The sequence below is a fragment of the Micromonospora sp. LA-10 genome (assembly GCF_051853095.1).
Classification (GTDB): domain Bacteria; phylum Actinomycetota; class Actinomycetes; order Mycobacteriales; family Micromonosporaceae; genus Micromonospora; species Micromonospora echinospora_A.
In genome coordinates this window covers 3,769,297-3,794,844 of sequence record NZ_CP195710.1, presented here as the reverse complement: position 1 = coordinate 3,794,844, position 25,548 = coordinate 3,769,297, and the positions used below count along the sequence as shown (strand labels likewise).

Genomic DNA, 25,548 nt, shown 5'->3' with positions numbered 1-25,548 from the left:
AGGGATGAGGCTCGTGACCGAGGACGAGGCGGGACGGCTCGACGACCAGCGGTTCGCGCAGTGGCTGGCGACCGAGGCCGGCAAGGCGCTCACCGCGCTGCGGGACCGGCAGGGCTTCGCCGACCCGAAGGCGCTCAAGGACGCCGGCGACCGCGCGTCGCACGAGCTGATGACGGCGGCGCTGACCCGGCTGCGGCCCACCGACGCGGTGCTCTCCGAGGAGGAGGCCGACGCCCGCCGCGCGTGGGCTGACGGCGAGCGCGCGCCCCGGCACGAGGCGGACCGGGTCTGGATCATCGACCCGCTGGACGGCACCCGCGAGTTCTCCGAGGAGGGCCGGGACGACTGGGCGGTGCACGTGGCGCTCTGGCAGCGTTCCGCCGCGCCCGACGGCGCCCTGATCGCCGGGGCGGTCGGCATGCCGGCCCGGACCACCGTGGACGGTACGCCGCTCGTGCTCGGCACCACCTGCCCGCCACCGAAGCCGTCCGACGGGCCGATCCGGATCGCGGTGAGCCGCAGCCGCCCGCCCGCGTTCGTGGGCGAGCTGGTCGAGATGCTCGGCGCGACCGCCGTACCGATGGGCTCGGCCGGTGTGAAGGTCTGCGCGGTGGTGACCGGCGAGGTCGACGCGTACGTCCACGCGGGCGGCCAGTACGAATGGGACAGTGCCGCCCCGGTCGCCGTGGCGCTCGGCGCGGGCATGCACGCGTCCCGGATCGACGGCTCGCCGCTGCGCTACAACCGCGCCGACCCGCGCCTGCCCGATCTGCTTGTCTGCCGGCCGGAACTGGCCGACCAGTTGCTCGACGCGATCGCCCGGACCGGGGTCGAGATGCCCGCTTCGGCCGTCACCGACACCCATGGTCAGGCGTTCGGCTGAGTGTCACGGTACATACGGCCAGGTGAATGAGGGTTATCGTCGGGCAGGTATGCGTGGCGATCTGAGCCCGGACACGGGCCGCCGACAGCCAGGGAGGGTCATGCCGGCCGATCGAGAGCCGCACAACGCCTTCGGGCAGCCGACCGGCCTGTGGCCGGGTCAGGACATTCCACGCCAGGCACGCGGACCGTCGCTGCCCTGGCCGGAGGCCGAGGTCACCTCGTCTCCGCCACCACCGGCCCAAACCGGCGGTGACCTGCCCTGGCCGGAGCGCGACGCGCCGGCCGGGCACCAGGACGCCGCCTGGGCGCAGGACGAGCCGACCGTCCACGGTGGCGCCGACTGGGCGCCGCAGGCCGGACCGGCGGCGCACGACGACGCCCACTGGGCGCCGCAGGCGGACGGCCACCACGACTGGGCGCCGCAGGCCGGACCGGCGGGGGACGGTCACGCCGACTGGGCGCCGCACGACGAGCCCGGCCGCCCCGGGCCCGGCACGGCCGCGGGCGGCGAGGCGGGCTGGGGTGCGGGCGCGGGCGGGGCGGCGACCGCCACCCTGACCGGACCTCCCCCGGTGGACGCCCCGCACGGGCCGGCCTCCGGTGGGCCCGGCCGGCCACCCGCTCCGCCGCTCGCCCCGGGGACGACTCCGTCGCCCGGCGGCGCGCGGCGACGCTGGCGCGTGGCGGTCGCGGCGGCGCTGGCGCTGGCAGTGGCCGGCGGCGGGGTCGCGGTGGCCGCGCTGCGGCCCGACTCCGCGAACCCGCAGGCCGGCGAGGCGCCCGGCTCACTCGGCCCGGCCACGTCGATGGGCCCGGGCGCGCCCGGGACGCCCGGCGCGTCTCCGAGCGCCGACCAGGGCCTCGGCGGCAAGCCCTCGGCACGTCCGTCGGCCTCCGAGAACGCCGGCCCGGCCTTCGGCGGTACGCGGCTGACGCTGCCCGGCGCGTCCATCGGCGTGCAGAACGGGGAGACGTTCGGCCAGGCGCTGGCCCGTTCCGACCGGACGTTCGGCAAGCTGCGGATGGCCCGGATCTTCTTCCCCGGCCTGCCGCCGGCCTGGTCCGGCAGCCGGGCGGACGTGGTGGACCGGACCGTTGTGGTGTCTTTCAAGGCGGCGCCGCAGGAGATCAACACCGGCAAGTTCGACTCCCGCCTGACCTCCTGGTTCGCCTCGATCCCGCGCGAGCACAACGTCTACTGGTCGTACTTCCACGAGCCGGAGGACGACGTCGAGCGCGGCGCCTTCACCACCGAGGCGTACCGGACCGCGTGGAAGCGGGTGGCCGGCCTGGCCGGCCGGGCGAACAACCCGAAGCTGATCAACACGTTGATCCTGATGTGCTGGACGCTCGACCCGAAGTCCGGGCGCAGCTTCGACGCGTTCTACCCCGGCTCCGACGTGATCGAGGCGCTCGGCTGGGACTGCTACAACTGGGGCAAGAAGTGGAAGCGGTACGCCTCGCCGCAGGAGATCTACGGCCCCATGATCAGCAAGTCGAAGGCGCTGGGCAAGCCGTGGGGCGTCGCGGAGACCGGCAGTGACCTGGTGCCGGGTGACGCGGGTGCCGGCCGGGCGGCCTGGATCCGGTCGATGACGAACTTCCTCAACGGCCAGCGGCCGGAGTTCGTGGCGTACTACAACCAGACCGTCAGCCAGGGCGACTTCCGGCTGCTCGACCAGCCGAGCATCCAGGCGTGGAAGTCCTTCTGCACGGCCTGACCGGATGACCGGACGAGAACGGGCGGGCGACCGAGGTCGCCCGCCCGTTTCGTGTACGCGTCAGATGCCCCGGCCGCGCTTGTGCAGCGTGCGCAGCACCCGGTCGGCCTGCACCGCCCGGCTCGCCACCGCCAGCGCCAGGTAGGCGCGTGGCTCCTTCGGGTTGCGGGCCAGCGTGCGCCGCGCCCAGCGGACCGCGTCCCGCCGGTTGCCCATGGCCGCCTGCGCGAACGCGATCTGACCGGCCACCCGTGCCTCGCCGTGCGGCACCGTGGCGAACTCCGGGTAGCGGCGCAGCAGCCACTGCAACGCGGTCGAGATGGTCTCCCAGCGCTGCGCGAAGTAGGACCGCTTGTGCCAGCGGACCAGCACGTACGGGCTCTCCACGTTCACCAGCGGGGCGTACCGGGCGGCGCGGAGCAGGAACTCGTAGTCCTCCGCGTAGCTGCCCGGGATCTGCTCGTCGACCAGGCCGATCGCGTCGAGCAGCGCGGCCCGGCGGATCAGGAACGTGGACGGGTGCAGCTCGGTGAGCCGGTCGCGCAGCAGCGCCTCCAGCGAGATCCGGGCGCGGTCCAGCGAGCGGTCCACCGTACGGTCGTCGTAGCTGACCCGGATGCCGCAGCTCACCAGCGCGCCGTCCGGGTGCGCGTCGAGCGCCCCGAACTGGGCGGCGAGCTTGCCGGGCAGCCACTCGTCGTCGTCGTCGCAGAACGCCACCCAGTCGCCGACGGCCGCCTCGATGCCGGTGTTGCGCGCGCCGGCCAGCCCGGCGGTACGGGTATTGGTGATCACCCGGATCCGGCGGTCACCCCGATCGGTCTCCAGCGACCGGTCCGGCTCGGACTGGTCGTACACCACGATCGCCTCGATCAGGCCCGGGTGCGCCTGGCTGAGGATCGCGTCGAGCGCCGCACGCAGCAACTCCGGACGGTCCCGCGTCGGTACGACCACCGAGATGCTCGGCCCACTCATGCTCTCTCCACGGACTCGTCGGATCCCCGCTGGCCCAGATAGCCGTAGCGGACCCGCAGGGGAAGCGTGGCCAGGCTGACCACGGCACGGCTGCGTCGCGGCAGGCGGTCCCGCCATGCCTCGTCGCGGCGCACTGTCAACGGCCCGCCGCTGAACCGCAACGGGTTGCCGGCGACGCTGTGGGCGCGGAACGGCGGGGCCGGCTCGCTCGCCACGTCGGCGGCGTCCGCCGAGAGGATGCGCAGCGCGGCCGGGTCGTCCGGCAGGCCGGCGAAGTCCCGCACCCGGCGTACGGTGCCGGCCGGGTCGGCGGTGAAGTCCTCGTACCGCAGCCGCAGCACCTTCGCCCGGGAGGCGAGCAGGTGGAACGCCGCGTTCTGCGCGGTCCACAGCTTGCTCACCTCGAACGGCGAGAAGGTCGGCATGAAGTCCTCGCCGTCGACCACCTCGGGACGGCGCACCTGCTTGCCCCACGAGTACGCCACCGCCCGGCTGTCCCGGACCAGGTGCAGCACCCGCAGGTCGAGCCCTTCGGCCCAGCGCAGCGCGAACGCGAGCGAGGCGTGCTTGCTGGAGTCGACCACCACGCGGGCGCCGGTCACCGCGAGCGCGGCCCGGTAGATCCGGGTGTACAGGTCGGCGTAGCGGCGCACGTCGGCGAGCTGCTCGGGCGGGAGCGCCTCCTTGGCGAGCCGGGGGATGTGCCGGGTGCGGTCCACCCGGTCCTTGAGCGCCAGGACGTCGTCCCGGTCGACGGCGGCCCAGCCGCCGAACGCCAGGTCGCCGACCTGCCGCCAGAACGGGCAGCCGGTGAACCGCTCGCCGCAGCCGCACCGCTCGTCGGCACCGAGCGCCCGCTCCCACAGGTGCACGACCTCACCGACGGCACACACGTCGGCACTCTGCGCCAGCAGCAGCTCCAGCAGCGTGGAGCCGCTGCGGCCGAGGCCGCCGACGAAGAGGACCCGCGGCGGCGCCGGGTCCGGGCCGCTCATCCGCGCCGCCCGACGGCCCGCTGCCGTACCCGGCTGGCGACCAGGTCGTCGATCACCGCGCCGACCCGGGCGACCGCCTCGGCGCGCGGGTCCGGGCGGCCCGGGTCAGCGGCCAGGACGAACCGGCCCGGGTCGGCCAGCCCTTCGTCCAGCGCGGCGACGAGTTCGGCCTCGGACTCGCACAGCCGCACCATGCCGGCCGCGCCGAGGCGCCGGGAGAACAGCTGCTGGTGGTTGTCGACGTGCTCGTCGTGCGCCGGGTCGCGGGGCACCACGATCGGCAGGTGGCCGGTGCGCCGGGCCTCGGTGATGGTGGCCGGGCCGCCGTGGCTGACCACGAGCGTGGACTCCGCCATCGCCCGCTGGAGCTCCTCGTGGCCGAGGAACGGGGTGGCCTCGGGCAGGGCCGGGGTGCGGCTGTGGCCGTACTGGAGGACCAGCCGGACCTCGGGCCGGGCGGCGTGCCAGCGTTCCAGCCAGCCGACCAGCCGGTCGAAGCGGTGCACGTCGGTACCGACCACGACCAGCACGAACGGCCTGGACCGCCGGTCCCTCTGCTGCGGAATGTGCGCCATCAGAGGAGGTTCCCCACGACAGTCGCCTCCGGGTACATCCGGCGCTGCTCCTCCCACTGCACGAGCATCGCGGAGAGGAAGGGCCGGCAGAGCCGGGCGGTGAGCGTCGCGCTGTCGATCCGGTCGTACACCTCGATGTACACCGTCGGGATCTTGCGCATGCGGGCCGCCACCACGAACGGCAGGGCGACCCCGGCGCCGGTGGTGACGACCGCGTCGACCTGGCGCCGGCGGATCACCTTCAGCGCGAGGAACGCGTTGCGTACCAGGTTCTTGACGTTGCGTGTGGTGGGGTGGTGCGCCCAGACCACGTCCTCGCCGGCGAGCAGCGAGCGCGCGTCCGGGGTGTCGAAGGTTACCCATGCGCGGCGCCGATCCCGGTACCACGGTTCCAGGGCCAGGAGCTGGGCCAGGTGCCCGCCACTGGACCCCACCAGCAGGACCTGCCCCGAGTCCTCGGTTGACCCGCTCACCACAAACGTCCTCCCGTACGCGGATGACGCGTCCGGATTTTTTGTGAATGCCCCTCGGACGCGTCCTGACAACCTACTGGCGCGCCCGTGGGCAACTGAAGGGGCCATTGGACGGATCCTGGCTCGCCGGTCGGCTCACCTCGCGATTCCCGTCAACGGGATGCGCGTCGACCGGCCATCGGGCAGGTCAGCCCGGCCGCACCCGGACGACGGGCCGGGGCGCCCGAACGAAGTGAGATGTGTCAGGATTCCGTCACCGCTCCGCACGAGAGCCGACGGCGACGTCGGTCTACCGGGGGCAAGTCGGGCCCGACACCGGGAAACCCGCCGAATGGTCAGCGCCGATCGGCCATTTCTACGCGGGCTGCCCACACCCGGGCAGGCTTACCGGAACGTGAGCAGACTTTCCCTCGTCGTTCGGATCGGGGACACTCAAGGCCACGGTCAGGTCCAGCTGTGCCGTGGACTGCCCGGCTCGGTCGAAAGGGAGCGACAGACTCTGATGCCCTCACCCCATTTGGCCGAGAGCGACGCCGACGGTCTTGCCCTGATGGCCTACCTGGGCTGGCTGCGCCGCCGTTGGTGGATCCTGCTGCTCGCCGCGGTCCTCGGTCTGGGCGGAGGGCTGGCGCTGAGCCAGATCCAGGAGGCGCGCTACACCTCGACCACCTCGCTGCTGGTGCGCCCGCTCGGCTCGGGCGCGGAGAACAACCCCAACGCCAAGGTCAACCTGGACACCGAGGCACAGGTGGTCCGCTCGCTCGTGGTGGCCGAACGGGCCAAGGCCCTGATGAAGGTCGACACCGGGGCCGACCAGCTCGTCAAGTCGGTGACCGTCAAGGTCCCGCCGAACAGCCAGATCCTCCAGGTGGCGTACGAGGCGAACAGCCCCGAGGGCGCCCAGTCGGGCTCGCACGCGTTCGCCCAGGCGTACCTGGACCTGCGCAAGGCCACCGCGCAGAAGACGCTGGAGAACGAGACCAACGCGCTCAAGCAGCAGATCGCCGACCTCCAGAAGCAGCTGAGCGCGGTCGCCGGGCGGATCTCGGCGGCGCCGTCGAACTCGCCCGAGCGGGAGCGGGCCGAGGCCGAGCGCAACGTCATCACCAACCAGATCACCGGCCTGTACAACCGGCTCAACCCGCTGGCCTCGGCCGGCTCCGACCCCGGCGAGATCATCTCCGACGCCCGGCTGCCGGAGCGGCCCAGCTCGCCGAACCGCACGCTCAACCTCGCCAGCGGCATGGGCGCGGGCCTGCTGCTCGGCATCGTGCTGGCGCTGGTGCTGGACCGGCTCGACACCCGGATCCGCCGCGGACGCGACATCTCCGACCGGGTCGGCCTGCCGCTGCTCGTGGAACTGCCGTCGCGCGCGCCGTCGCTCGCCGTCCTGCCGGCCACCCACCGGGCCTCCCGCGAGCTGGGCCGGCTGCGCAACGTGCTGCTCTCCGCGGTGCCCGAAGCGGCACAGGGCGGCCGCGGACGCCAACTGCTGCTCTGCGACGCCTCGGCCGGCACCGCCGCCGGGTTCGTCGCCGCCAACCTCGCCGCCTCGTACGCCCGTACCGGCCAGCAGGTCGCGCTGATCACCACGAAGCCCGACTCGGCGGTGGGCACCATCACCGGCGTCGCCGAGGGGCGGCACAGCCTCGCCTCGGTGCTGCGCCGCGACGTGCCCCCGCTCAAGGCGCTCGCGCCGGTGCCGGGGCTCGGCCAGCTCCGGGTGCTGGTGCCGGGCGACCTGGACGCCGATGTCGAGCTGCCGGTCGCCGGTCTGCTGGAGATCCTGCACGAGCTGTCCGCGCGCTTCGACCACGTGATCATCGAGACCGCGCAGCCCACGTTCGCCGTGGAGGCCCAGGCCCTGGGCCGGTACGTCGACGCGGTGATCATGGTGGCCGAGGCGGGCAAGACCCGCAGCGGTGAGATCACCGCCGCGCTCCAGCAGTTCGAGCAGGTGAACGCGCCGGTGATCGGCGCCGTGCTGGCTCCGCGCCTGCCCGACCCGCCCGCCGGCGCCACCCGCCCGGCGACGTCCGGCGGGTCGAACACGCCGAGCGCGCCGGCTGCCCCGGCCAACCGGCCCAAGCCCCGGCCCAGCCCCGGCCCGTCCGCCGAGTCGACAATGGTGCTGCCGCGCATGCAGTCGTCCCGCCCCGCCCCGGCGAAGCCGGCCGCTCCGGCGCCGCAGATGCCCGGCAAGGCCACCCCGCCCGCCGCTGGAGGCAAGCCGGTGCCGCTCAACGGCACCGGCGGCACCTACCGCTCCCGGGGTGACGGCGACGGCCGCAGCTACGCCCTCGACTCCGGCGAGGACCTGGGGTGAACCGTCGGCAGATGCTCCGCGCCGCCATCGCCCCCGCCGTCGTCCTCGGCGTCGGGACCGGGTGCAGCGAACCCGAGCCCAAGCCGGGCAAGGTCCAGGTGGTGGACCCGGGCGACGTCACCGCCTCGCCGTCCGCGGCCAGCGCCTCGCCGACCCTGCCCAACGGCCCGCTGACCGGCGCTCCGGTCAGCACCCCGGCCGCGGCGACCCGCCAGGCCGTAGCGGTGCCGCTGCGGGTGAGCCCCGCGACCACACCGGCCGGCCTGGACGCCGCCGACCTGGTCTACGCCGAGTTCGCCGAGTCGGACACGCTGCACCTGACCGCGGTGTTCCACTCCAAGGACGCCACCAAGATCGGCCCGGTCACCGAGATCCGGCCGGTCGACATCCGGTCGCTCACGGTGCTGCGCCCGTTCGTCGGCTACGACGGCGGCCCCACCGGCTTCCTCACCCAGTTCGAGAACTCCGACCTCGACGGCGTCACGCCCGACGACGACAGCAAGGTGTTCTCCGGCGACTACACGTCGACGGCCGCGCTGCTCAAGGCCGCCCCGAAGGGGGGCCAGCCGCCCCCTCAGCCGATCGACCACGCCACCGACGGCGAGGCGCTCGCCACCCGCGACCTGGCACCCGCAACCGAACTCACAGTCACCGTCTCCGGCGGCCCGCCGATGGTCTGGCGGTACGACCAGGCGAAGTCCGTCTGGGCCGCCAAGATCGGCAAGGTCACCGTGACCGCCGCCTCCGTCATCGTGCTGACGATGGAGTACCGAACGCTCGACGTACGCAACCCGTCCCCGCGCTCGCTGCCCTCGGCGAACGTCTTCGGTGAGGGCGCGGTGCTCGCCGTGTCCGGGCCGAACAGCGCCAAGGGCCGGTGGCGCAAGCCCGGCCTGCCCCTGGTCTGCACACTTGCCGACACCGGCGGCGACCTCCTGCGCCCGCAGCCCGGCAACGCCTGGGTCATCTACGCGCCGACCACCGCCAAGGTCTCCGTGAAATGAGCACCGCCACCCCGCCCCGTACCGCGCGCGGGTCGGTGCCGCTCGCCGCGGTGTCGCCGCCCGGCGGGAACCGGCTCCGCCCGGTGCGGGTACGGCCGCAGGGCTGGTCGTGGCGGCTGCCGACGGCGTGGCCGCTGATCGCGGTCTTCCTGCTGTACCCGCTGTGGTGGGTGCTCGGCGTGTCGAGCTTCGTGTTCGTCATCTTCGCGGTGCCGATGGTGGCGCAGATGCGCAAACGCGGCCCGGTCCGGGTGCCGCCCGGCTTCGGGATCTGGATGATCCTGCTGCTCTGGGTGTTCCTGTCCGTGCTCACCCTCGACCTCACCGCGCCGAACACGCTGCCGCACGGCGGCAGCGGCAAGTACATCGGCTGGGGCATCCGGCTCGCCAACTACGTCGCGATGACCGTGACCATGCTCTACGTCTACAACCTGCGCGAGCGGGAGCTGTCCCAGCGCCGGATGGTGCGGCTGTTCGGGTTCATGGGCGTGGTCGTGGTGCTGGGCGGCTGGATCGGCTCGCTCTTCCCGAACCTCAAGTTCGTCGCGCCGCTGCGGTTCATCCTGCCGCAGTCGATCGCCGGTCACCCGTACGTCACCTCGCTCATGGAGATCAAGTTCGCCCAGGTGCAGCAGGTGATCGAGGGGGAGGCCAGTTCGCCCCGCCCGTCCGCGCCGTTCACCTACACGAACTCGTGGGGCCAGAACACCGCCATCCTGCTGGTGTGGCTGATCGTCGGCTGGGTGGTGCTGGGCAGGCCGCTGCGCCGTACCGCCGGCGTGGCCATCGCGCTGGCGGCGATCTTCCCGATCGTCTACTCCCTCAACCGCGGCCTCTGGATCGGCCTCGGCATCGCCGCCGCGTACGTGGCGCTGCGGCTCGCGCTGCGCGGCCGGATGGTGGTGCTCGGCGGGCTCGCCCTGGCGGTCGGACTGATCGGCGTGCTGATCGTCGCCACCCCGCTCGGCCGCACCTTCGACGAACGCCTGCAGAACGGGCACAGCGACGACATCCGCACCACCCTGTCGCAGGGCGCGGTCCGGGCGGCCAACCAGTCGCCGATCCTCGGCTACGGCGGCAACCGGGCGCTGATCGGCAGCAACCGGTCGATCGCCATCGGCAAGTCCGAGGACTGCAAGCAGTGCGGTAACCGGGAGCTGGGCAGCAACGGCCAGGTCTGGGCGCTGCTCGTCGGGCAGGGCTGGATCGGCGCGATCTGCTACAACGCGTTCTTCATCTACTGCATCTGGCGCTACCGGCGCGACCACAGCGCCATCGGGATCGCCGGCACGCTCGTGCTCATCCTCATGCTCTTCTTCCAGTTCACCTACGGTGCGATGGAAGCAACACTCGCCTACGCCCTGATCACTGTCGCCCTGCTGGCCCGCAACGACCGGATCCGCCGGTCGCTCGCGCCCGCGCCACCGCAGGGCACGATCGCCGGGCTCCGGGCCCGAATGGAAACGACCGGTGACCGCTGATGGTGTTCCGCGTACCCCCGGACGGCGACGGCCGTGCCGCGTACCTCGGTGAACTGGCCGGGCTGATCTGGCCCGCGCCGGCCGAGCCCAGCCTGCGCCGCGGCGGCGCAGGCTGGGTGGTGGTGCCCTCGGCGGCCCGCCCCCGGCTGCTCGTGCCCACCGGCTCCGGCCGGGCGGCGGCGAGCGCGGTCCGGCACTCCACCGAGGCCGTCGGCCGCAAGGCCAAGCTGGTCCGGCAGGGCCTGGCCACCGCGTTCCGGCTCGGTCTCGGGCCGGTGGTCTTCCGTGACCGGCTGGTCGTCGACGGCGGCGGGCTGGACGCGCACCTGGCCGAGGTGCTGGGTGAGCCGGCGCTGGTCAGCCTGCACATCGGGCCGGCCCGGGCGAACCGAAAGCCGGTGCTGCAACTGCTCGCCCCGGACGGCCGGGCCCTCGGGTACGCGAAGCTCGGCGTCGACCCGCTGACCCGCGCGCTCGTCCACGCGGAGGCCGACGCGCTGCGCCGCCTCGCCGAGGTGCCGCTCGGCCCGGTGGTCCTGGCCGGGGTACGCCACCACGGCGACTGGCACGGGCACGCGCTGCTCGTGCAGGAGGCGCTGCCGGTGCGGCTGCCCCGGGCCGCCCCGGCCGCCGCGCAGGCGGCCGAGCGCGCGGCCATGGTGGCGGTCGCCGGCTGCCTCGGCGTACGCCGGCAGCCGTGGGCAGCCAGCGGGCACGCGACCCGGCTCACCGCCGCGGTGGACGCGCTCGGTCCCCGGCCGGAGGCCGGGCGGCTGCGCGCGGTGCTGAAGTCCGTCGCGGACGCCGACCCGGTCGTCGCCTTCGGCGCGTGGCACGGGGACTGGAACGGCGGCAACAGCGCGGTGCTCGCCGACGGCCGGGTGCTGGTCTGGGACTGGGAACGGTTCGAGGCGGACGTGCCGGCCGGGTACGACGCGCTGCACCTGGCGGTGCAGGGCGCGATGAGCCACGACGGGGTGGAACCGGTCGAGGCCGCTCGCGCGCTGATCGCCGGCGCCGGGGCAACCCTGGCGCCGTTCGACCAGACCGGTGGGGGCGCCGATCTGGTCGCTGTGCTCTACCTGGTGGAGCTGGCTGCGCGCTACCTGCGCGACAGGCAGGCGGAGGCAGGTGCGCGACTGGGGCACGTCGACACCTGGCTGCTGCCCGCCGTGGAGGAACACCTGGCCCGCCGGGCCCGGTGAGAGTGAGGAGTGGGGACGTGACGGTGGCCAGGGAGCAGGCGCTCCGCGCGGTGAAGTCGGTGAGCCGGACGGTCGGTCGATTGACCGCCGGCTCACGGATGGTGCCGGGATTCCTGATCGTGGGGGCGCAGCGCTGCGGCACCACCTCGCTGTTCAAGACGCTCTCGCAGCACCCGGGCGTGCTGCCGCCCGCGTACCACAAGGGCGTGCACTACTTCGACATGGACTACCACCGGGGGATGAACTGGTACCTCGGGCACTTCCCCACCACGGCCAAGGCCGAAGCGGTGAAGGCCCAGATCGGGGTACGCGGGATCACCGGCGAGTCCAGCCCGTACTACATGTTCCACCCGCTGGCCGGGCAGCGGATCGCCAAGGACCTGCCCTCGGTGAAGCTGCTGGTGCTGCTGCGTGACCCGGTGGAGCGGGCGTATTCGGCGCACTCGCACGAGCTGGCCCGGGGCTACGAGAGCGAGTCGGACTTCGAGCGGGCGCTGGCCCTGGAGGAGCAGCGGACCGCGGGTGAGCGGGAGCGGATGATCCGCTCGGCCGCGTACGCGAGCGAGCACCTGCAGCACAACGCGTACCTGGCCCGGGGCCGCTACATCGAGCAGCTGGAGCGGCTGGAGGCGCTCGTCGGCCGGGAGCGGATGCACGTCATCGACAGCGACGACTTCTTCGCCGACCCGCGCCCGTCCTTCGACGCGGTCTGCGACTTCCTCGGGCTGCCCCGCTGGGCGGACATCGCGTTCGGCAAGCACAACTCGCGGTCCCGTTCGCCCATGTCGGCGGAGCTGCGGGCCCGGCTGGAGGACCACTTCGCCCCGTACGACGAGCGGCTGGCGGCGTGGTGGGGACGCGTGCCGTCGTGGCGGCGGTGACCCGGCCGGACGCCGGCGGCACCCCGACGCTCACCGCACCGCCGCCCGGACCGGGCGCGGGGCTCGGCGGCGCGGCCCGGCAGGGCTTCGCGAACCTGGTCGGTGTCGGCCTGGCCGCGGTAGCGGGCTTCGGGCTCAACATCGTCATCGCCCGGGGCTGGTCGGTCCGCGAGGCCGGCATGTTCTTCGCGGCCACCAGCGCGTTCATGATCGCCGCGTCGGCGGCCCGGCTCGGCACCGACGTCGGCACCGTCTACTTCGTCAGCCGCCAGCGCACGCTGGACCGCCGCGACCAGATCCGCGGCACGATCCTGGTCGGACTGCTGCCGGTGCTCGCGGTCGGCGCGCTGCTCGGCCTCGCCGGCTGGGCGGCCGCACCGGCGCTGGCCCGGGCCACCATGCCGGAGGCCGGCCCGGAGGCGGTGACCGCGCTGCGCATCCTGCTGGCGTTCGTGCCGCTGGCCGCGCTCAACGACTACGCGCTCGCCGCCTGCCGGGGCTTCGGCCAGATGCGCCCGCTGCTCACAGTGGAGCGGCTCGGCCGCACGCTCGTGCAGTTCCTGGCCGTGGCGGTGGCCGCCTGGCTCGGACTGTCCGCCACCGTGGCGCTGCCGCTGGCCTGGGTGGTGCCGTACCTGCTCGCCGCCGTGGTCGCGCTGATCTGGTTGAGCCGGCTCGTCGGCCGGGCCGGTCGCCAGGTGACCCGGCCGGTGCCGGCGCGTGAGCTGGCCGGGCCGTTCTGGCGTTTCACCGGGCCCCGCGCGGTCAGCAGCCTGGCCGCGATCGTGGTGCAGCGACTGGACATCGTGCTGCTCAGCGCGCTGCGGGGGCCGGCCGAGGCGGCCATCTACACGGCGGCGACCCGGTTCCTGGCGCTGGGCCAGCTCTCCAGCGTCGCGCTCTCCAGCTCGGTGCAGCACCGGCTGGCCGCCGCGTTCGCCCGCAACGACCGGGCCGAGGCGGGTCAGCTCTACCAGGTCGCCACCGGCTGGCTGGTGATCCTCTCCTGGCCCGCGTACCTGATCTTCGCGGCCTTCGCCACGCCGATGCTGGCGCTGTTCGGAGGCGACTACGCCGACGGCCGCAAGGTCGTGGTGCTGCTGGCGCTGACCATGCTGCTGGCCACCGGCTGCGGCATGGTCGACATGGTGCTCAACATGGCCGGGCGCACCGCATGGACGTTCTACAACGCGATGACCGGCACCGTGCTCAACGTGGTCGGCAACCTGCTGCTCATCCCCCGGTTCGGCATCCTCGGCGCAGCCCTGGCCTGGATCGTCTCGATCCTGGTCACCAACCTGGTGCCGCTGACCCAGCTCTGGTGGTCGATGCGGCTGCACCCGTTCGGCGCCGGCACCCGTACCGCGATGGCGCTCGCCGTCGTCTCGCTGGGACTGCCGCTCGGCGCGGCGAGCCTGCTCGACGCCACGACGCCGGTGCTCGCGCTGGTGACCGTCGTCGGCCTGGCCGCGTACGTGGCGGGTGTCTGGCGCTGGCGGCGCACCCTGAACCTCGACGCGCTGCGGTCCCTGCGCCGCGGCCGCAACCGCGCCGGGTCGGACCCGGCCGCCCAGTCCTGACCGATCCTGCGCACCGATGGGACCTTCGATGACCAGCGACTCCCCCCTCGCCCCGCACTCCGGCCTGTCCACCGTGAAGGCCGCGAAGCTCGCCGCGGTCGGCCTGCTGGCGGACCGCAAGGAACGCCGCGAGCTGGAACGGCCGGTGGAGGCGGGCAGTCGCCGCCTCACGCTGAAGGTGGAGCGGCCGATCTTCATCCTGGGCGCCCCGCGTTCCGGCACCACGTTCCTGGGCAGTTGCGTCGGCGCGCTGCCGGACGTGTCGTACCACTTCGAACCGCGCCTGACCAAGGCGGTCGCCCGCTGTGTCTACGAGGGAAGCTGGACGCCGCAGCGGGCCGCCCGCTACTTCCGCGGCTACTACGGCGCGCTGCTCGCCGCGTCCGGGCACGGCGGGTTGCGCTTCGCCGAGAAGGACCCGGAGAACTGCTTCATCGTGCCGTTCCTGACCGAGGTCTTCCCGGACGCGGTCTTCCTGCACGTCTACCGGGACGGCCGGGACGTGGCGGTGTCGCACGCCGAGCAGCCCTGGCTGAACGCCGCGTCCACGGGCACCGGTCGCAGCGGCCGGGGCGGTACGCCGTGGGGCGCCGCGCCCCGGTTCTGGGTGGAGCCGGAGCGGCGCGACGAGTTCACGCAGGTCTCCGACCTGGGCCGGTCGGCCTGGATGTGGCGGCGCTTCACCGGCAGCGCGCTGTCCCAGCTCGCCGAGCTGCCCGCGGACCGGGTCCGGCACCTGCGCTACGAGGACGTCGTCACCCGGCCGGCGGAGGCCGCCGAGGTGGTCGCCGACTTCCTGGAGGTACGCGACCAGGCCGGCCGGGCGGCGTTGCACGCCCGTTTCGCCAAGGCCCGGCCGGGCTCGGTGGGGCGCTGGCGGCAGCGACTGACCGAAAAGGATCTGGCCGACGTGCTGGACCAGGCCGGCCCGCTGCTGACCGAGCTCGGTTACCCCGCTTGAGCGCGCCTCCCCGGGTAGAGTGCCAGGGGTCGCCCGCCCGGCCCGGCGTGCCTCTCCGCTGACGCGGATCCGTCAGGGCCACACCGTGCCGGCGACCGTCCTGGGGAGAGGTTGCGGTGGTACGACGGTTACGACTGACGATGGCTGCCGTGCTGGGCCTGGCCCTGCTGGCGCCGGCGGTGACGGCCTGTGAGATCGGCTCCGAGCGGTCCGACGAGGGGACCACAGCGGCGCCGCCCCCACCGACCGTGACGCCGCGGACCGCGCCGGTGCGCACCACGGGGCGGGGGCCGGAGCCGCCGGAGCAGGGGGCCTGGCTCGGCACCTGGGTCAAGCCGCAGTACCACACCGCCACCGGGCGGGCCGCCGCCTTCGACGAGTTCAACCGGGCCGCCGGTGGCACGCTCGCCATCGCGCACATGTTCCACGAGTGGAACGAGCCGTTCCCCGGCGCCAGCGAGCGGGCATTCCAGGCCCGGGGCAAGCTCCAGATGATCTCCTGGCAGGGCACCGACACCCGTTCGACGGTCAGCGGCGTCTACGACACGCTGATCCGGGAACGCGCGCGGGACGTCAAGGAGTTCGGCGTTCCGGTGCTGCTGCGCTACCGGTGGGAGATGGACCGGCCGAACCTGGCCGCGAGCATGCACTCGCCGGAGGACTACGTCGCCGCCTGGAAGCACGTCCGCGGCATCTTCACGGAGATGGGCGTCACCAACGCGGCCTGGGTGTGGTGCCCGCACGCGGACGGCTTCGCCGAGCCGCAGCGCCGGGCCGCCGCCTACTACCCCGGTGACGACCAGGTCGACTGGCTCTGCGCCGACGTCTACCCCAGCCCGGAGTGGAACAGCTTCTCCAACCGCATGGACCACTTCATGGCGTTCGCCAAGAAGCACCCCCGGCCGGTCATCATCGGCGAGTACGGCCTGACCCAGGACGGGCGTCCGGGCCAGCGGGCCGACTGGATGCGCGAGGTCGGGCCGTACCTGAAGAAGCACCCGCAGATCAAGGGGGCGGTCTACTTCGCGGCGAAGCAGACGCAGAAGCCGATTTACGACAGCACGTTCGGCGACGACCCGGAGAGCGAGAAGGTGTTCCGGGAAATGGCGACGGATCCGTACTTCCAGCCGCCGATGCCCGACCTGAGTGTCTCCTCAGGGCAACCCTCCGTGTCCGGCGAGTGATCGTCGCTCGTCTTTTCGTGTGACCCGGGCCGTTTCCTCGGCCAAAAAGGCCGATCCCGGGTGGACGCGCGACCGGCGAATGCGAGAAGGTATTGCTCTCACGTCTGCGGTCGGTCGAGTGACGCCCCGCCTCAAGTCGGCACCGGCCACGATCGCAGCGCCTCCGACGTATTCACCCCGGAGTAGCCTGTGGCTTCCTCGATCCTGAGACACCGCTCGGTGTCCGCCTTCGGCGCTGCCGTACTCGGCATCGCCACCCTGTTCACACCGGTGCCGGCGCTCGCCGCGCCGGCCACCGCGCCCGCGCCCGACCACAGCACGATGGTCGGCGAGGTGCCCTCGGACAAGACGCCGAACATCAACGACGGCAACGTGGTGGCCATCCACGACGCCGGCAGCAAGGTGATCGTCGGCGGCTCGTTCACCAACGCGCAGAACCGGGGTTCCTCACCCACCCCGGTCGACCGCCGCGGGCTGCTCGCCTTCGACAAGGCCACCGGCAAGATCGACAATGCGTTCGCGCCGGTGCTGGACAACGACGTCACCGCCATCATCGCCGGCCCGACCCCCGGGACGGTCTACGTCGCCGGCAAGTTCAACAAGGTCGGCGACAAGAACTTCCGCAAGCTGGCGCTGCTGAACGTCGCCGACGGCACCCCCGTCGAGGGGTTCAAGGGCCCGGCGTTCAACGGCACCGTCAACGACATCGCGCTCGTCGACGGCCACCTGCTCGTCGGCGGCATCTTCACCACGGTGACCGCGACGACCACCCGCAACGGGCTGGCGTCGCTGAACCCGACCACCGGCGCGGTGGACGACTACCTCACCGTGGCGCTGACCGAGAACCACAACTGGACCCCGACCAACAACGGGGCCTCGGCCGGTGTCGGCGTGGAGAAGTTCACCGTCTCGCCGAACGGCAAGCACCTCGTGGTCATCGGCAACTTCAAGAAGGCCGACGGCGTCGTGCACGACCAGATCGTGCGGATCAACCTCGGTGAGAACTCCGCGACCATCGCCGACTGGAACACCGACGGCTACTCCGCGGCCTGCAAGTACACCGCGTTCGACTCGTGGGTGCGCGACGTCCAGTTCTCCCCGGACAGCAAGTACTTCGTGGTGGTCACCACCGGCGCGTCCTACCCCGGCACGCTCTGCGACTCCGCGGCCCGCTGGGAGACGGACGCCACCGGCGCCGGCCAGAAGCCGACCTGGACGAACTTCAGCGGCGGCGACACCTTCCTCTCCGTCGGCATCAGCGAGAAGGCCATCTACGTCGGTGGCCACTTCCGCTGGTCGAACAACCCGCTCGCCCGGGACAAGGCCGGACCGGGCGCGGTGCCGCGTGCCAGCATCGCCGCCCTCGACCCGGTCAGCGGCCTGCCGCTGTCCTGGAACCCGGGCCGCCACCCGCGCGGCTACGGCGTCACCGAGATGCTGGTGACCCAGGAAGGGCTCTGGCTGGGCAGCGACCAGGAGTACATCGGCGACTTCGACTACCAGCGCAAGCGGCTCGCCTTCTTCCCGCTGGCCGGCGGCAACGCCCCGCACTCGACCAGCACCAAGGGCCTGCCGGGCAACGTCTACCAGGCCGGTCGCGCGGCGCAGACCGAGGTGCTCTACCGGGTCAACGCCGGTGGTCCGGCCATCCCGGCCACCGACGGCGGGCCGGACTGGGCCGCCGACAGCGAGGCCTCGCCGAGCCCGTACCACAACACCGGCAACAGCGTGACCACGTACCCGACGAACGCGACGTTCGACGCCACCGTGCCGGCGAGCACGCCGGCCACGCTGTTCAACTCGGAGCGGTGGGACGAGTCGACCGCGCCGGACATGCAGTGGGACATCCCGGTCGCGGCCGGCACCCGGATCGACGTCCGGATCTACATGGCCAACCGCTGGTCCGGCACGAGCAAGCCGGGCAACCGCAAGTTCGACGTCAGCGTTGACGGCGTGCTCAAGCTGAACGACTTCGACCCGGTCGTCGCCGCCGGTGGCACCGACCGCGGCACCATGCAGTCGATCTCCCTGGTCAGCGACGGCGTGGTCGACATCGACTTCGCCCGGGTGGTCCAGAACCCGCTGGTCCACGGCATCGAGATCGTCAAGACCGCGCCCACGCCGGACGCCTCGGACGTGCTCTACCGGGTCAACGCCGGTGGCGACCAGCTGGCCGCGCCGAGTGGCCCGGCCTGGGCCGCGGACACCGCAGCCGCGCCGAGCACCTACCACAACACCGGCAGCCAGGTGACCAGCTACCCCACCAACGCCGCGCTCGACGCCACCGTGCCGTCCGGCACGCCGGTCGAGCTGTTCAACGCGGAGCGGTGGGACGAGTCGACCGCGCCGGACATGCAGTGGGACTTCCCGGTTCCGGCCGGCACGCCGGTGCAGGTGCGGCTCTACCTGGCCAACCGCTACGCCGGCACCGCCACCGCCGGCAAGCGCAAGTTCAACGTCAGCATCGACGGCGTCGTCAAGCTGAGCAACTTCGACCCGATCACGGCGATCGGCGCCACCAACCGGGGCACCATGCGGGCGTTCCCGGTCACCAGTGACGGCAACATCGACATCGACTTCGGTCGCGTCCTGGAGAACCCGCTGGTGCAGGCCATCGAGATCGTCAAGCTGCCGCCGGTGCCGCCGTCCACCACCGTGGACAGCATCACCGTGCGGACGTACGACGGCGCGTCCTCGGTCGGCAACGCGATGTCGGTGCCGAACGGCGACAACACGGGCTGGTCGACCGTCAAGGGCGCGTTCTGGGTCGGCGGTGACCTGTTCTACGGCGTCGGCGGCGACCTCTACAAGCGCTCGTTCGACGGCACCGAGTTCGGCACCCCGAAGAAGCTCGACCCGTACCACGACGCCAAGTGGGACCTGGTCGTCACCGGCTCCGCGCCGGAGGGCTCCACCTACGCCGGCATGACGGGCAACTTCTCCGCCGAACTGCCGAACGTGACGGCGATGTTCTACAAGAGCGGCCGGATCTACTACTCGCTGGCCGGTCAGAGCACGCTGTTCTGGCGCGGGTTCGCGCCGGACACCGGCACCGTCGGCGCCGAGCGCAACACGGTCACCGGCACCACCGGCTTCGCCGACGCGGGCGGCCTGTTCCTGGACGGCGACACGCTCTACGTCGTCTCCCGGAGCACCGGCAACCTCGCCTCGATGGCGTGGTCCGACGGCGTGCCGACCGGTACCGCCACGGTGCGCAGCGGCCCGAGCGTCGACGACGTCGACTGGCGCGGCACCTCGGTCTTCGTCGGCCCCTGACGGGCGGGCACGACCGAAACGGAACACATACGACGATGGCCCGGCCGGTATCGGCCGGGCCATCGCCTGTTCCGGCGCCCGTCGCGCCGGCCTGGTTCAGCTCCGGGTCGGCGCCTGCTGCCCCGCCCAGACCCGCATCAGGTCCCGTACCGAGATCACTCCAGCCACCTCACGCCCGTCGAGCACGACCAGGTGCCGGAATCCGCCCCGGGCCATCGCCGCGCCGGCCTCCTCGATCGTCCAGTCCGGGCCGGCGTAGACGACGTCCCAGGTCAGGTGCGCGCCGGTGCGCTCGACATCCGGGTCGAGCCCGGCGCCGATCGCCTTCAGCACGTCGCGTTCGGTCATGATCCCGACCCCCTCGGAGTCCGGGTCGATCACGACCGCCGACCCGACACCGCGGGCCGACATCATCCGGGCCGCCTGCCGGAGCGTGTGCTCCGGTCCGACCACGAGTACCTCGCTGGACATCGCTTCCCGTACCTGCATCACACATCACTCCTGTGGGACGGCGACTGAGTACGGACATGGTGGGCCCTCGATACGCACCGGGACAAGGACGGGCATCGCCGGGAACGGCGCGGATGGCTACTGTCGGAGGGTGCCCAGAGAGCCCCTGCGCTGCGCCGGCGCGCTGATCGTCGACGACGACGGCCGCATCTTCATCCAACGCCGATCCCCCGACCGCCGCCTCTTCCCGAACTGCTGGGACATCGTCGGCGGCCACCTCGAACCGGGTGAGGAGATCGACGACGCGCTGCGCCGGGAGGTCACCGAGGAGACCGGCTGGTCCGTGTCGCACGTGCTCGGCCTGGTCGGCGAATACCGCTACACCGCCGACGACGGGCTGGCCCGGGTGGAGACCGACTTCCTGGTCCGGGTGGACGGCGACCTGAGCCGGCCCCGCCTGGAGCCGGGCAAGCACACCGAGTACCGCTGGCTCGCCGAGCGGGACGTCGACCTGCTCGACGAGCACCGGGACGTCAACGACGGGCTCATCCGGCGGATCGCCGAGGACGGGTTCGCGGCGCTGCGCTCGATCGGGCTGACGGGCTGAACCACTGCCGGTCGGCGCCCGACGATATCCTCGCCGGGTGGAATCCGGTCGAGAAGAGGAGCGTGTCGGCATGATCGGGATGGTGCTCGCCGCCGGTGCGGGGCGCCGGCTGCGGCCGTACACCGACACCCTGCCCAAGGCCCTGGTGCCGGTCGACGGGGAGACCACCATCCTCGACATCGCGCTGCGCAACCTCGCCGAGGTGGGGCTGAACGAGGTCGTGATCGTGGTCGGCTACGCGGCCGACGCGGTGCGGCAGCGCCAGGCCGCCCTGGAGGAGAAGTACGGCGTCACGCTCACCCTGGTGCACAACGACAAGGCCGAGGAGTGGAACAACGCGTACTCGCTCTGGCTGGCGCGTGAGCACTTCTCCCGGGGCGTGCTGCTCGTCAACGGCGACACCGTGCACCCGGTGAGCGTGGAGAAGACGCTGCTGGCCGAGCGTGGTCCGGGCATCCTGCTCGCGGTGGACACGCTCAAGCCGCTGGCCGAGGAGGAGATGAAGACCACCTTCGACGCCGCCGGCCAGCTCACCCGCATCACCAAGCTGATGGACCCGGGCGAGGCGTACGGCGAGTACATCGGCGCGACGCTGATCGAGCCGCAGGTGGCCGAGCCGCTCGCGGACGCGCTGGAGGCGACCTGGCGGCGCGACCCGAACCTCTACTACGAGGACGGCTACCAGGAGTTCGCCGAGCGCGGCGGCGAGGTGCGGGCGGCCCCGATCGGTGACGTCTCCTGGGTCGAGGTCGACAACCACGCCGATCTGGCCCGGGCGCGGGAGATCGCGTGCCGCTACTAGCCCGCAGCGTCCTCACCCCGCTGCACATCGACGTGCGGCGGGGCGCGGTCGCCGACCTGGCGTCGATCCTGTCCGACGGGCGGATCTCGGCCGGTGGCGACGTCGCCGTGGTGGTCGGGCCGGGGCAGGGCGAGCGGATCGCCGAACTGCTCCGGCCGTCGCTGCGCTCGGCGGACGTGTTCACCGTCGCCGGGGGCACGCTGGACGCCGCCGACGACCTGGGGGCGAAGCTGCGCAGCCGGTCGTACGACGCGGTGGTCGGCATCGGCGGCGGCAAGACCATCGACGTGGCCAAGTACGCCGCGACCCGCCGTGGCCTGCCGATGGTCTCGGTGGCGACGAGCCTCGCCAACGACGGCATCGCCTCCCCGGTGGCCAGCCTCATCACCGAGGGCCTGAAGGGCTCCTACGGCGTGCACATCCCGATCGCGGTGATCGTCGACCTGGACTTCGTGGAGGCCGGGCCGGAGCGGCACAACCGGGCCGGCATCGGCGACGTGATCAGCAACATCAGCGCCCTGGCGGACTGGGAACTGGCCCGGCGGGTACGCGGCGAGCCGGTCGACGGGCTGGCCGCCTCGCTGTCGCGCGCCGGTGCCGAGGCGGTACTCAACCACCCGGGCGACATGAGCGACGACGGCTTCGTCACGGTGCTCGCCGACGCGCTGATCTCCAGTGGCCTGGCGATGGCTATCGAGGGCACCAGCCGGCCGTGCAGCGGCGGCTGCCACGAGATCATGCACGCGATCGACGCGCTGTTCCCCGGCACCGCCTCGCACGGCGAGCTGGCCGGGCTCGGCGCGCTGTTCTGCACGTTCCTGCGCGGCGACGAGCGCCGGTTCGCCGAGATGGCGGCCTGCCTGACCCGCCACGGGCTGCCCCGGCTGCCCGCCGAGGTCGAGCTGACCGACGACCAGTTCGTCGAGGCGGTGCAGTTCGCTCCGGCCACCCGGCCGGACCGCTACACCATCCTCGAACACCTCGCGATGTCCGCTACCGAGACGCGGGAGCGGCTGGCAGACTACGCCGGTGCCCTCCGCGACCACATTGGCTGAGCCCCGTCCCACCGTCGCCGACTTCCACCGGGTCAACCGGGGAGGCGGCCTGTTCAGCGAGTCGATCAGCCAGTGGATCGGGGCGGCGTTCGCGCTGGCCGCCGAGCGTCTGGGGCTGCGCCCGACCGCGCTGACGCTGGCCAACCTGGTGCTGGGACTGGCCGCCTCGGTCACAGTGGTGGCGCTCGCCGACGACGTGGCCGCGGGCACCGTACCGGCCTGGGCGGTCGGACTGTTCGCGCTGGTCGCGTGGCAGGTCGCGTACGCGCTGGACTGCGCTGACGGGCAGCTCGCCCGGGTCACCGGTCAGGGCAGCGCGGCCGGCGCCCGGATCGACGTGCTCTGCGACGTGGCCGCCCAGATCGCGCTGGTCGCCGCCATCGGCGCCACAGCGGTGGCGCAGCGCCCGTCCACGCCCGTGTGGCTGGTGGCGGTGTTCGCGGGCACCTGGATGGTCAACCTGGTGACCTCGGTGATGCAGTCCGGGCCGAACGCGGCCAGCATGGTCACCTCGACCTCGCTGCCGGTACGCCTGGTCAAGCTGGTCCGCGACTACGGCGCGGTGATCTTCGTGGCCGGTCTGGTGCTGGCCTTCGCGCCCGCGCTGGCGTTCTGGGTGATGGTCGCGTTCACGATCGTCAACGGCGGTTTCCTGCTGGCGAGCATCGCGTTCTCCGCCCGCGCCTCCCTGCGGTAAGGAAGGGCCCCTTATTAACGCCTCGTGCATAAAAAGGGGCCCTTCCTAACACCTCAGCGCGCGGGGCGGTCTCCGGCCAGGCCGGCGTACACGTCGATCAGGCGCTTGGTGATCACGTCGGGGTGGAACGTGCGCTCGTAGCGGCTGCGGGCCGCCGGGGCCAGCGCGGTCGCCTCGGCGGCGGCCAGTGGCAGTGCCGCCGCCAGCGCGTCGGCCTCCGGCGCCACCACCCAGCCGGCCTCGCCGCGCTGCACCCCGACCGGCAGCGGAACCCGCCCGTCGCCCGGTACCGCGGTGGCCACCTCGGCCGGTCCGGTGCCCGCGGGCTCGCGCGGGCTGTCCGCGCCCACCAGGTACGGGATGCCACCCAGCGCGGTGCCCAGCACCGGCCGGCCGGCCGCCAGCGCCTCGATGATCACGGTGGGCAGCACGTCGTGCCAGGTGGAGGTGGCCAGCACCACGGAGCTGTCGGCCAGCGCCGCGCGTACCCCGGAGCGGTCGAGCTGGCCCAGGTAGAGCACGTCGGGCCGCTCGGCGGCGGCCGCCTCGGCGAGCGGGCGCAGCTCGCCGTCACCGGCGATGCGCAGCGGGCCGAGCGCGCCCACCGGATGCCGCCGCCACGCGGCGAGCAGCAGGTCCAGGCCCTTCTCCGGGCTGAGCCGCCCCATGAAGAGGAAGCCGTTCCCGACCGGCGCCGGGGCGCCCGGATCGGGCACCGCGTTGGGCTTGACCACGATCCGGTCGTCCGGGATGCCGTAGTCGCGCAGGTGGTCGGCGACCGCCGTGGTGAGCGCGATGTACCGGTCCACCGACTTCCAGGTCGGCCGGTGCACCGCGAGCGTGGTGGCCATCAACGCGCTCTGCGCCCGCGAGTTGCGGTAGCAGCGGTGCACGATCGCCGGCACGCCCAGCGCCCGGCCCCGGCAGTCCTGGCAGATCACGCCGTCACGGAAGTACAGCCCGGAGGAACAGACCTGCCGGTAGTTGTGCACTGTCTGCACCACCGGCACCCCGCGCTTGTGCGCGGTCCGCACCACCCAGGGCGAGAGCAGGGGGTACGGGTTGTGCAGGTGCAGCACGTCCGGCCGGTGCTCGGTGAGCAGGCGGTCCAGGTCGTGCTGCGCCTTCGGGGCCCAGATCGGCGAGATCGGCAGCAGCGCCTTGGCCGGCTTGGACATCGACGGGATCTCGTCCGAGCTGCGCAGGAACGGCAGCACCTCCACGCCGGCGGCGGTGAGCTGGGCGATCTCCGCGTCGACGATGGTGTTCTCGCCGGAGGGCTGGGCTTCCCGGTACCGGTTGTGCGCCACCACGATTCTCACGGGAAAGAAGGCTACCGTTGTACCGTGCCCGAACTTCCGGAGGTGGAAGCGCTCGCCGGTTACCTGCGCGAGCGTGCGGTGGGCCGCCGCGTCGAGCGGTTCGAGGTCGCCGCGATCAGCGCGCTGAAGACGTACGACCCGCCGCCGAGCACAGTCGCCGGCCGCACGGTCACCGGCGCGGGCCGGTACGGCAAGTTCCTCGATGTCCGGTTCGACGAGGGACTGCACCTGGTGGTGCACCTGGCCCGGGCGGGCTGGCTGCACTACCGGGAGGCGTTCCCGTCCGCGGCCCCGCTGCGGCCCGGCAAGGGCCCGATCGCGGTGCGGGTCCGCCTCGGCGACGGCTCCGGCTTCGACCTGACCGAGGCGGGCACCCAGAAGAAGCTGGCCGCCTACCTGGTCACCGACCCGGCGCTGGTGCCGGGCGTGGCGAAGCTGGGGCCGGACGCGCTGGAGGCGGACCTGCCGACGTTCGCCGAGCGGCTGCGCAGTCGCCGGGGCCAGGTCAAGGGCGTGCTGACCGACCAGTCGGTGCTGGCCGGGGTGGGCAACGCGTACTCCGACGAGATCCTGCACGCGGCGCGGCTGTCGCCGTTCGCGATCACCGACCGGCTCACCGACGACCAGCTGGCCGGTCTGCACGCGGCAACCCGGACCGTTCTCGGGGACGCGGTACGCCGGTCGATGGGGCAGCGGGCGGCGGAGCTGAAGGGCGAGAAGCGCTCGGGCCTCAAAGTGCACGCCCGTAAGGGCCTGCCGTGTCCGGTGTGTGGCGACACGGTGCGCGAGGTCTCGTTCGCCGATTCGAGCCTGCAGTACTGCCCCACCTGTCAGACCGGCGGGAAGCCGCTGGCTGACCGAAGGTTGTCTCGTCTCGTACGGTGAGTGACGGCAGCCGGTGATTACTGAGCGGAATCGGCCCGGGATCGCCGAAGGTCCCGGTCCGCCCCTCTACCCGAGTGGTCATCCATCGGTATAGTGGCTCGGTCCCCGGCTTCACAACTGATTCGGAGCCGGCCAGATCTCACCGAGCACCAGCGGCACGGCTTCTTCGCGGGGGCCGGTCCGGGTCGGGCCCGCGTGGGAGACTGGG

The 25,548-nt window shown here is 72.7% G+C and carries 22 protein-coding genes; 16 read left to right on the top strand and 6 right to left on the bottom strand.

The window, feature by feature from the left end:
- Nucleotides 1-4 precede the first annotated feature (4 nt).
- Nucleotides 5-883 (top strand): 3'(2'),5'-bisphosphate nucleotidase CysQ, encoded by an 879-nt coding sequence (locus ACSDG8_RS17960; protein ID WP_210895399.1) that lies wholly within the window; start codon nt 5-7, stop codon nt 881-883.
- A 100-nt stretch (nt 884-983) separates the two neighbouring features.
- The gene (locus ACSDG8_RS17955) at nt 984-2,606 is read left to right on the top strand and encodes a hypothetical protein (RefSeq protein WP_210943052.1); all 1,623 of its coding nucleotides are present in this window, start codon (nt 984-986) and stop codon (nt 2,604-2,606) included.
- A 60-nt stretch (nt 2,607-2,666) separates the two neighbouring features.
- Here ACSDG8_RS17955 and ACSDG8_RS17950 read toward each other — a convergent pair whose 3' ends face one another.
- The 4 genes from ACSDG8_RS17950 to ACSDG8_RS17935 are packed head-to-tail and all read right to left on the bottom strand — an operon-like array spanning nt 2,667 to nt 5,627.
- Nucleotides 2,667-3,581, bottom strand: a complete 915-nt coding sequence (locus ACSDG8_RS17950; RefSeq protein ID WP_210943051.1) for a glycosyltransferase family 2 protein — start codon at nt 3,579-3,581, stop codon at nt 2,667-2,669.
- Nucleotides 3,578-4,576 (bottom strand): sulfotransferase family protein, encoded by a 999-nt coding sequence (locus ACSDG8_RS17945; protein WP_210943050.1) that lies wholly within the window; start codon nt 4,574-4,576, stop codon nt 3,578-3,580. Before ACSDG8_RS17945 ends, ACSDG8_RS17950 begins: the two co-directional genes overlap by 4 nt.
- Nucleotides 4,573-5,151 (bottom strand): glycosyltransferase, encoded by a 579-nt coding sequence (locus tag ACSDG8_RS17940; protein ID WP_210895396.1) that lies wholly within the window; start codon nt 5,149-5,151, stop codon nt 4,573-4,575. The genes ACSDG8_RS17945 and ACSDG8_RS17940 overlap by 4 nt, the downstream gene beginning before the upstream one ends.
- Nucleotides 5,151-5,627 (bottom strand): polysaccharide biosynthesis protein, encoded by a 477-nt coding sequence (locus tag ACSDG8_RS17935; protein ID WP_030499390.1) that lies wholly within the window; start codon nt 5,625-5,627, stop codon nt 5,151-5,153. Before ACSDG8_RS17935 ends, ACSDG8_RS17940 begins: the two co-directional genes overlap by 1 nt.
- 499 nt (nt 5,628-6,126) lie before the next feature.
- On the opposite strand from ACSDG8_RS17935, the gene ACSDG8_RS17930 reads away from it, so the two are divergent.
- From ACSDG8_RS17930 to ACSDG8_RS17890, 9 genes are all read left to right on the top strand, one after another.
- Complete coding sequence (locus ACSDG8_RS17930) at nt 6,127-7,950, top strand: Wzz/FepE/Etk N-terminal domain-containing protein (RefSeq protein WP_210895395.1); 1,824 nt, start codon at nt 6,127-6,129, stop codon at nt 7,948-7,950.
- Nucleotides 7,947-8,954 carry a DUF3048 domain-containing protein gene (locus ACSDG8_RS17925; protein WP_210895394.1) on the top strand — a complete coding sequence of 336 codons (1,008 nt, stop codon included), beginning with the start codon at nt 7,947-7,949 and terminating at the stop codon, nt 8,952-8,954. The genes ACSDG8_RS17930 and ACSDG8_RS17925 overlap by 4 nt, the downstream gene beginning before the upstream one ends.
- Nucleotides 8,951-10,435 (top strand): O-antigen ligase family protein, encoded by a 1,485-nt coding sequence (locus tag ACSDG8_RS17920; protein WP_210895393.1) that lies wholly within the window; start codon nt 8,951-8,953, stop codon nt 10,433-10,435. The genes ACSDG8_RS17925 and ACSDG8_RS17920 overlap by 4 nt, the downstream gene beginning before the upstream one ends.
- Complete coding sequence (locus tag ACSDG8_RS17915) at nt 10,435-11,640, top strand: hypothetical protein (RefSeq protein ID WP_210895392.1); 1,206 nt, start codon at nt 10,435-10,437, stop codon at nt 11,638-11,640. The genes ACSDG8_RS17920 and ACSDG8_RS17915 overlap by 1 nt, the downstream gene beginning before the upstream one ends.
- A gap of 17 nt (nt 11,641-11,657) precedes the next feature.
- Nucleotides 11,658-12,521, top strand: coding sequence for a sulfotransferase family protein (locus ACSDG8_RS17910; protein ID WP_210895391.1), 864 nt, complete (start codon nt 11,658-11,660; stop codon nt 12,519-12,521).
- Nucleotides 12,488-14,101 carry an oligosaccharide flippase family protein gene (locus ACSDG8_RS17905; RefSeq protein ID WP_210895390.1) on the top strand — a complete coding sequence of 538 codons (1,614 nt, stop codon included), beginning with the start codon at nt 12,488-12,490 and terminating at the stop codon, nt 14,099-14,101. Before ACSDG8_RS17910 ends, ACSDG8_RS17905 begins: the two co-directional genes overlap by 34 nt.
- A gap of 28 nt (nt 14,102-14,129) precedes the next feature.
- Nucleotides 14,130-15,062: a sulfotransferase family protein gene (locus ACSDG8_RS17900; RefSeq protein ID WP_210895389.1), complete on the top strand. Its 933-nt coding sequence runs from the start codon at nt 14,130-14,132 to the stop codon at nt 15,060-15,062.
- Nucleotides 15,063-15,202: 140 nt separating this feature from the next.
- A complete protein-coding gene (locus ACSDG8_RS17895) occupies nt 15,203-16,246 on the top strand; it encodes a glycoside hydrolase family 26 protein (RefSeq protein WP_210895388.1) in 1,044 nt (347 codons plus the stop codon).
- Nucleotides 16,247-16,435: 189 nt separating this feature from the next.
- A complete protein-coding gene (locus ACSDG8_RS17890; RefSeq protein ID WP_210895387.1) occupies nt 16,436-19,522 on the top strand; it encodes a malectin domain-containing carbohydrate-binding protein in 3,087 nt (1,028 codons plus the stop codon).
- A 96-nt stretch (nt 19,523-19,618) separates the two neighbouring features.
- Here the strand turns inward: ACSDG8_RS17890 and ACSDG8_RS17885 are convergent, their stop codons facing one another.
- Nucleotides 19,619-20,011 carry a CBS domain-containing protein gene (locus ACSDG8_RS17885; protein ID WP_210895386.1) on the bottom strand — a complete coding sequence of 131 codons (393 nt, stop codon included), beginning with the start codon at nt 20,009-20,011 and terminating at the stop codon, nt 19,619-19,621.
- A 112-nt stretch (nt 20,012-20,123) separates the two neighbouring features.
- Here ACSDG8_RS17885 and ACSDG8_RS17880 point away from each other — a divergent pair, with 112 nt between their 5' ends.
- From ACSDG8_RS17880 to ACSDG8_RS17865, 4 genes are all read left to right on the top strand, one after another.
- The gene (locus tag ACSDG8_RS17880; protein WP_307856244.1) at nt 20,124-20,579 is read left to right on the top strand and encodes an NUDIX domain-containing protein; all 456 of its coding nucleotides are present in this window, start codon (nt 20,124-20,126) and stop codon (nt 20,577-20,579) included.
- Between the two features lie 70 nt (nt 20,580-20,649).
- Complete coding sequence (locus ACSDG8_RS17875) at nt 20,650-21,381, top strand: sugar phosphate nucleotidyltransferase (protein WP_210895480.1); 732 nt, start codon at nt 20,650-20,652, stop codon at nt 21,379-21,381.
- Complete coding sequence (locus ACSDG8_RS17870; RefSeq protein WP_210895385.1) at nt 21,369-22,436, top strand: iron-containing alcohol dehydrogenase family protein; 1,068 nt, start codon at nt 21,369-21,371, stop codon at nt 22,434-22,436. The genes ACSDG8_RS17875 and ACSDG8_RS17870 overlap by 13 nt, the downstream gene beginning before the upstream one ends.
- On the top strand, nt 22,411-23,133 hold the full coding sequence (locus ACSDG8_RS17865; RefSeq protein WP_210895384.1) for a CDP-alcohol phosphatidyltransferase family protein: 723 nt from the start codon (nt 22,411-22,413) through the stop codon (nt 23,131-23,133). The genes ACSDG8_RS17870 and ACSDG8_RS17865 overlap by 26 nt, the downstream gene beginning before the upstream one ends.
- Nucleotides 23,134-23,186: 53 nt before the next feature.
- Here ACSDG8_RS17865 and ACSDG8_RS17860 read toward each other — a convergent pair whose 3' ends face one another.
- Complete coding sequence (locus ACSDG8_RS17860; protein WP_210895383.1) at nt 23,187-24,455, bottom strand: glycosyltransferase; 1,269 nt, start codon at nt 24,453-24,455, stop codon at nt 23,187-23,189.
- Nucleotides 24,456-24,479: 24 nt separating this feature from the next.
- On the opposite strand from ACSDG8_RS17860, the gene ACSDG8_RS17855 reads away from it, so the two are divergent.
- On the top strand, nt 24,480-25,340 hold the full coding sequence (locus ACSDG8_RS17855) for an Fpg/Nei family DNA glycosylase (RefSeq protein ID WP_210895382.1): 861 nt from the start codon (nt 24,480-24,482) through the stop codon (nt 25,338-25,340).
- The last annotated feature ends 208 nt before the right edge of the window (nt 25,341-25,548 follow it).

Bases quoted from the DNA above. Each gene is read 5' to 3' on its own strand.
- ACSDG8_RS17940 (WP_210895396.1), bottom strand. From the start codon at position 5,151: ATGGCGCACATTCCGCAGCAGAGGGACCGGCGGTCCAGGCCGTTCGTG.
- ACSDG8_RS17895 (WP_210895388.1), top strand. From the start codon at position 15,203: ATGGCTGCCGTGCTGGGCCTGGCCCTGCTGGCGCCGGCGGTGACGGCC.
- ACSDG8_RS17950 (WP_210943051.1), bottom strand. From the start codon at position 3,581: ATGAGTGGGCCGAGCATCTCGGTGGTCGTACCGACGCGGGACCGTCCG.
- ACSDG8_RS17900 (WP_210895389.1), top strand. From the start codon at position 14,130: ATGACCAGCGACTCCCCCCTCGCCCCGCACTCCGGCCTGTCCACCGTG.
- ACSDG8_RS17920 (WP_210895393.1), top strand. From the start codon at position 8,951: ATGAGCACCGCCACCCCGCCCCGTACCGCGCGCGGGTCGGTGCCGCTC.
- ACSDG8_RS17875 (WP_210895480.1), top strand. From the start codon at position 20,650: ATGATCGGGATGGTGCTCGCCGCCGGTGCGGGGCGCCGGCTGCGGCCG.
- ACSDG8_RS17945 (WP_210943050.1), bottom strand. From the start codon at position 4,576: ATGAGCGGCCCGGACCCGGCGCCGCCGCGGGTCCTCTTCGTCGGCGGC.
- ACSDG8_RS17930 (WP_210895395.1), top strand. From the start codon at position 6,127: ATGCCCTCACCCCATTTGGCCGAGAGCGACGCCGACGGTCTTGCCCTG.
- ACSDG8_RS17915 (WP_210895392.1), top strand. From the start codon at position 10,435: ATGGTGTTCCGCGTACCCCCGGACGGCGACGGCCGTGCCGCGTACCTC.
- ACSDG8_RS17960 (WP_210895399.1), top strand. From the start codon at position 5: ATGAGGCTCGTGACCGAGGACGAGGCGGGACGGCTCGACGACCAGCGG.
- ACSDG8_RS17885 (WP_210895386.1), bottom strand. From the start codon at position 20,011: ATGCAGGTACGGGAAGCGATGTCCAGCGAGGTACTCGTGGTCGGACCG.
- ACSDG8_RS17955 (WP_210943052.1), top strand. From the start codon at position 984: ATGCCGGCCGATCGAGAGCCGCACAACGCCTTCGGGCAGCCGACCGGC.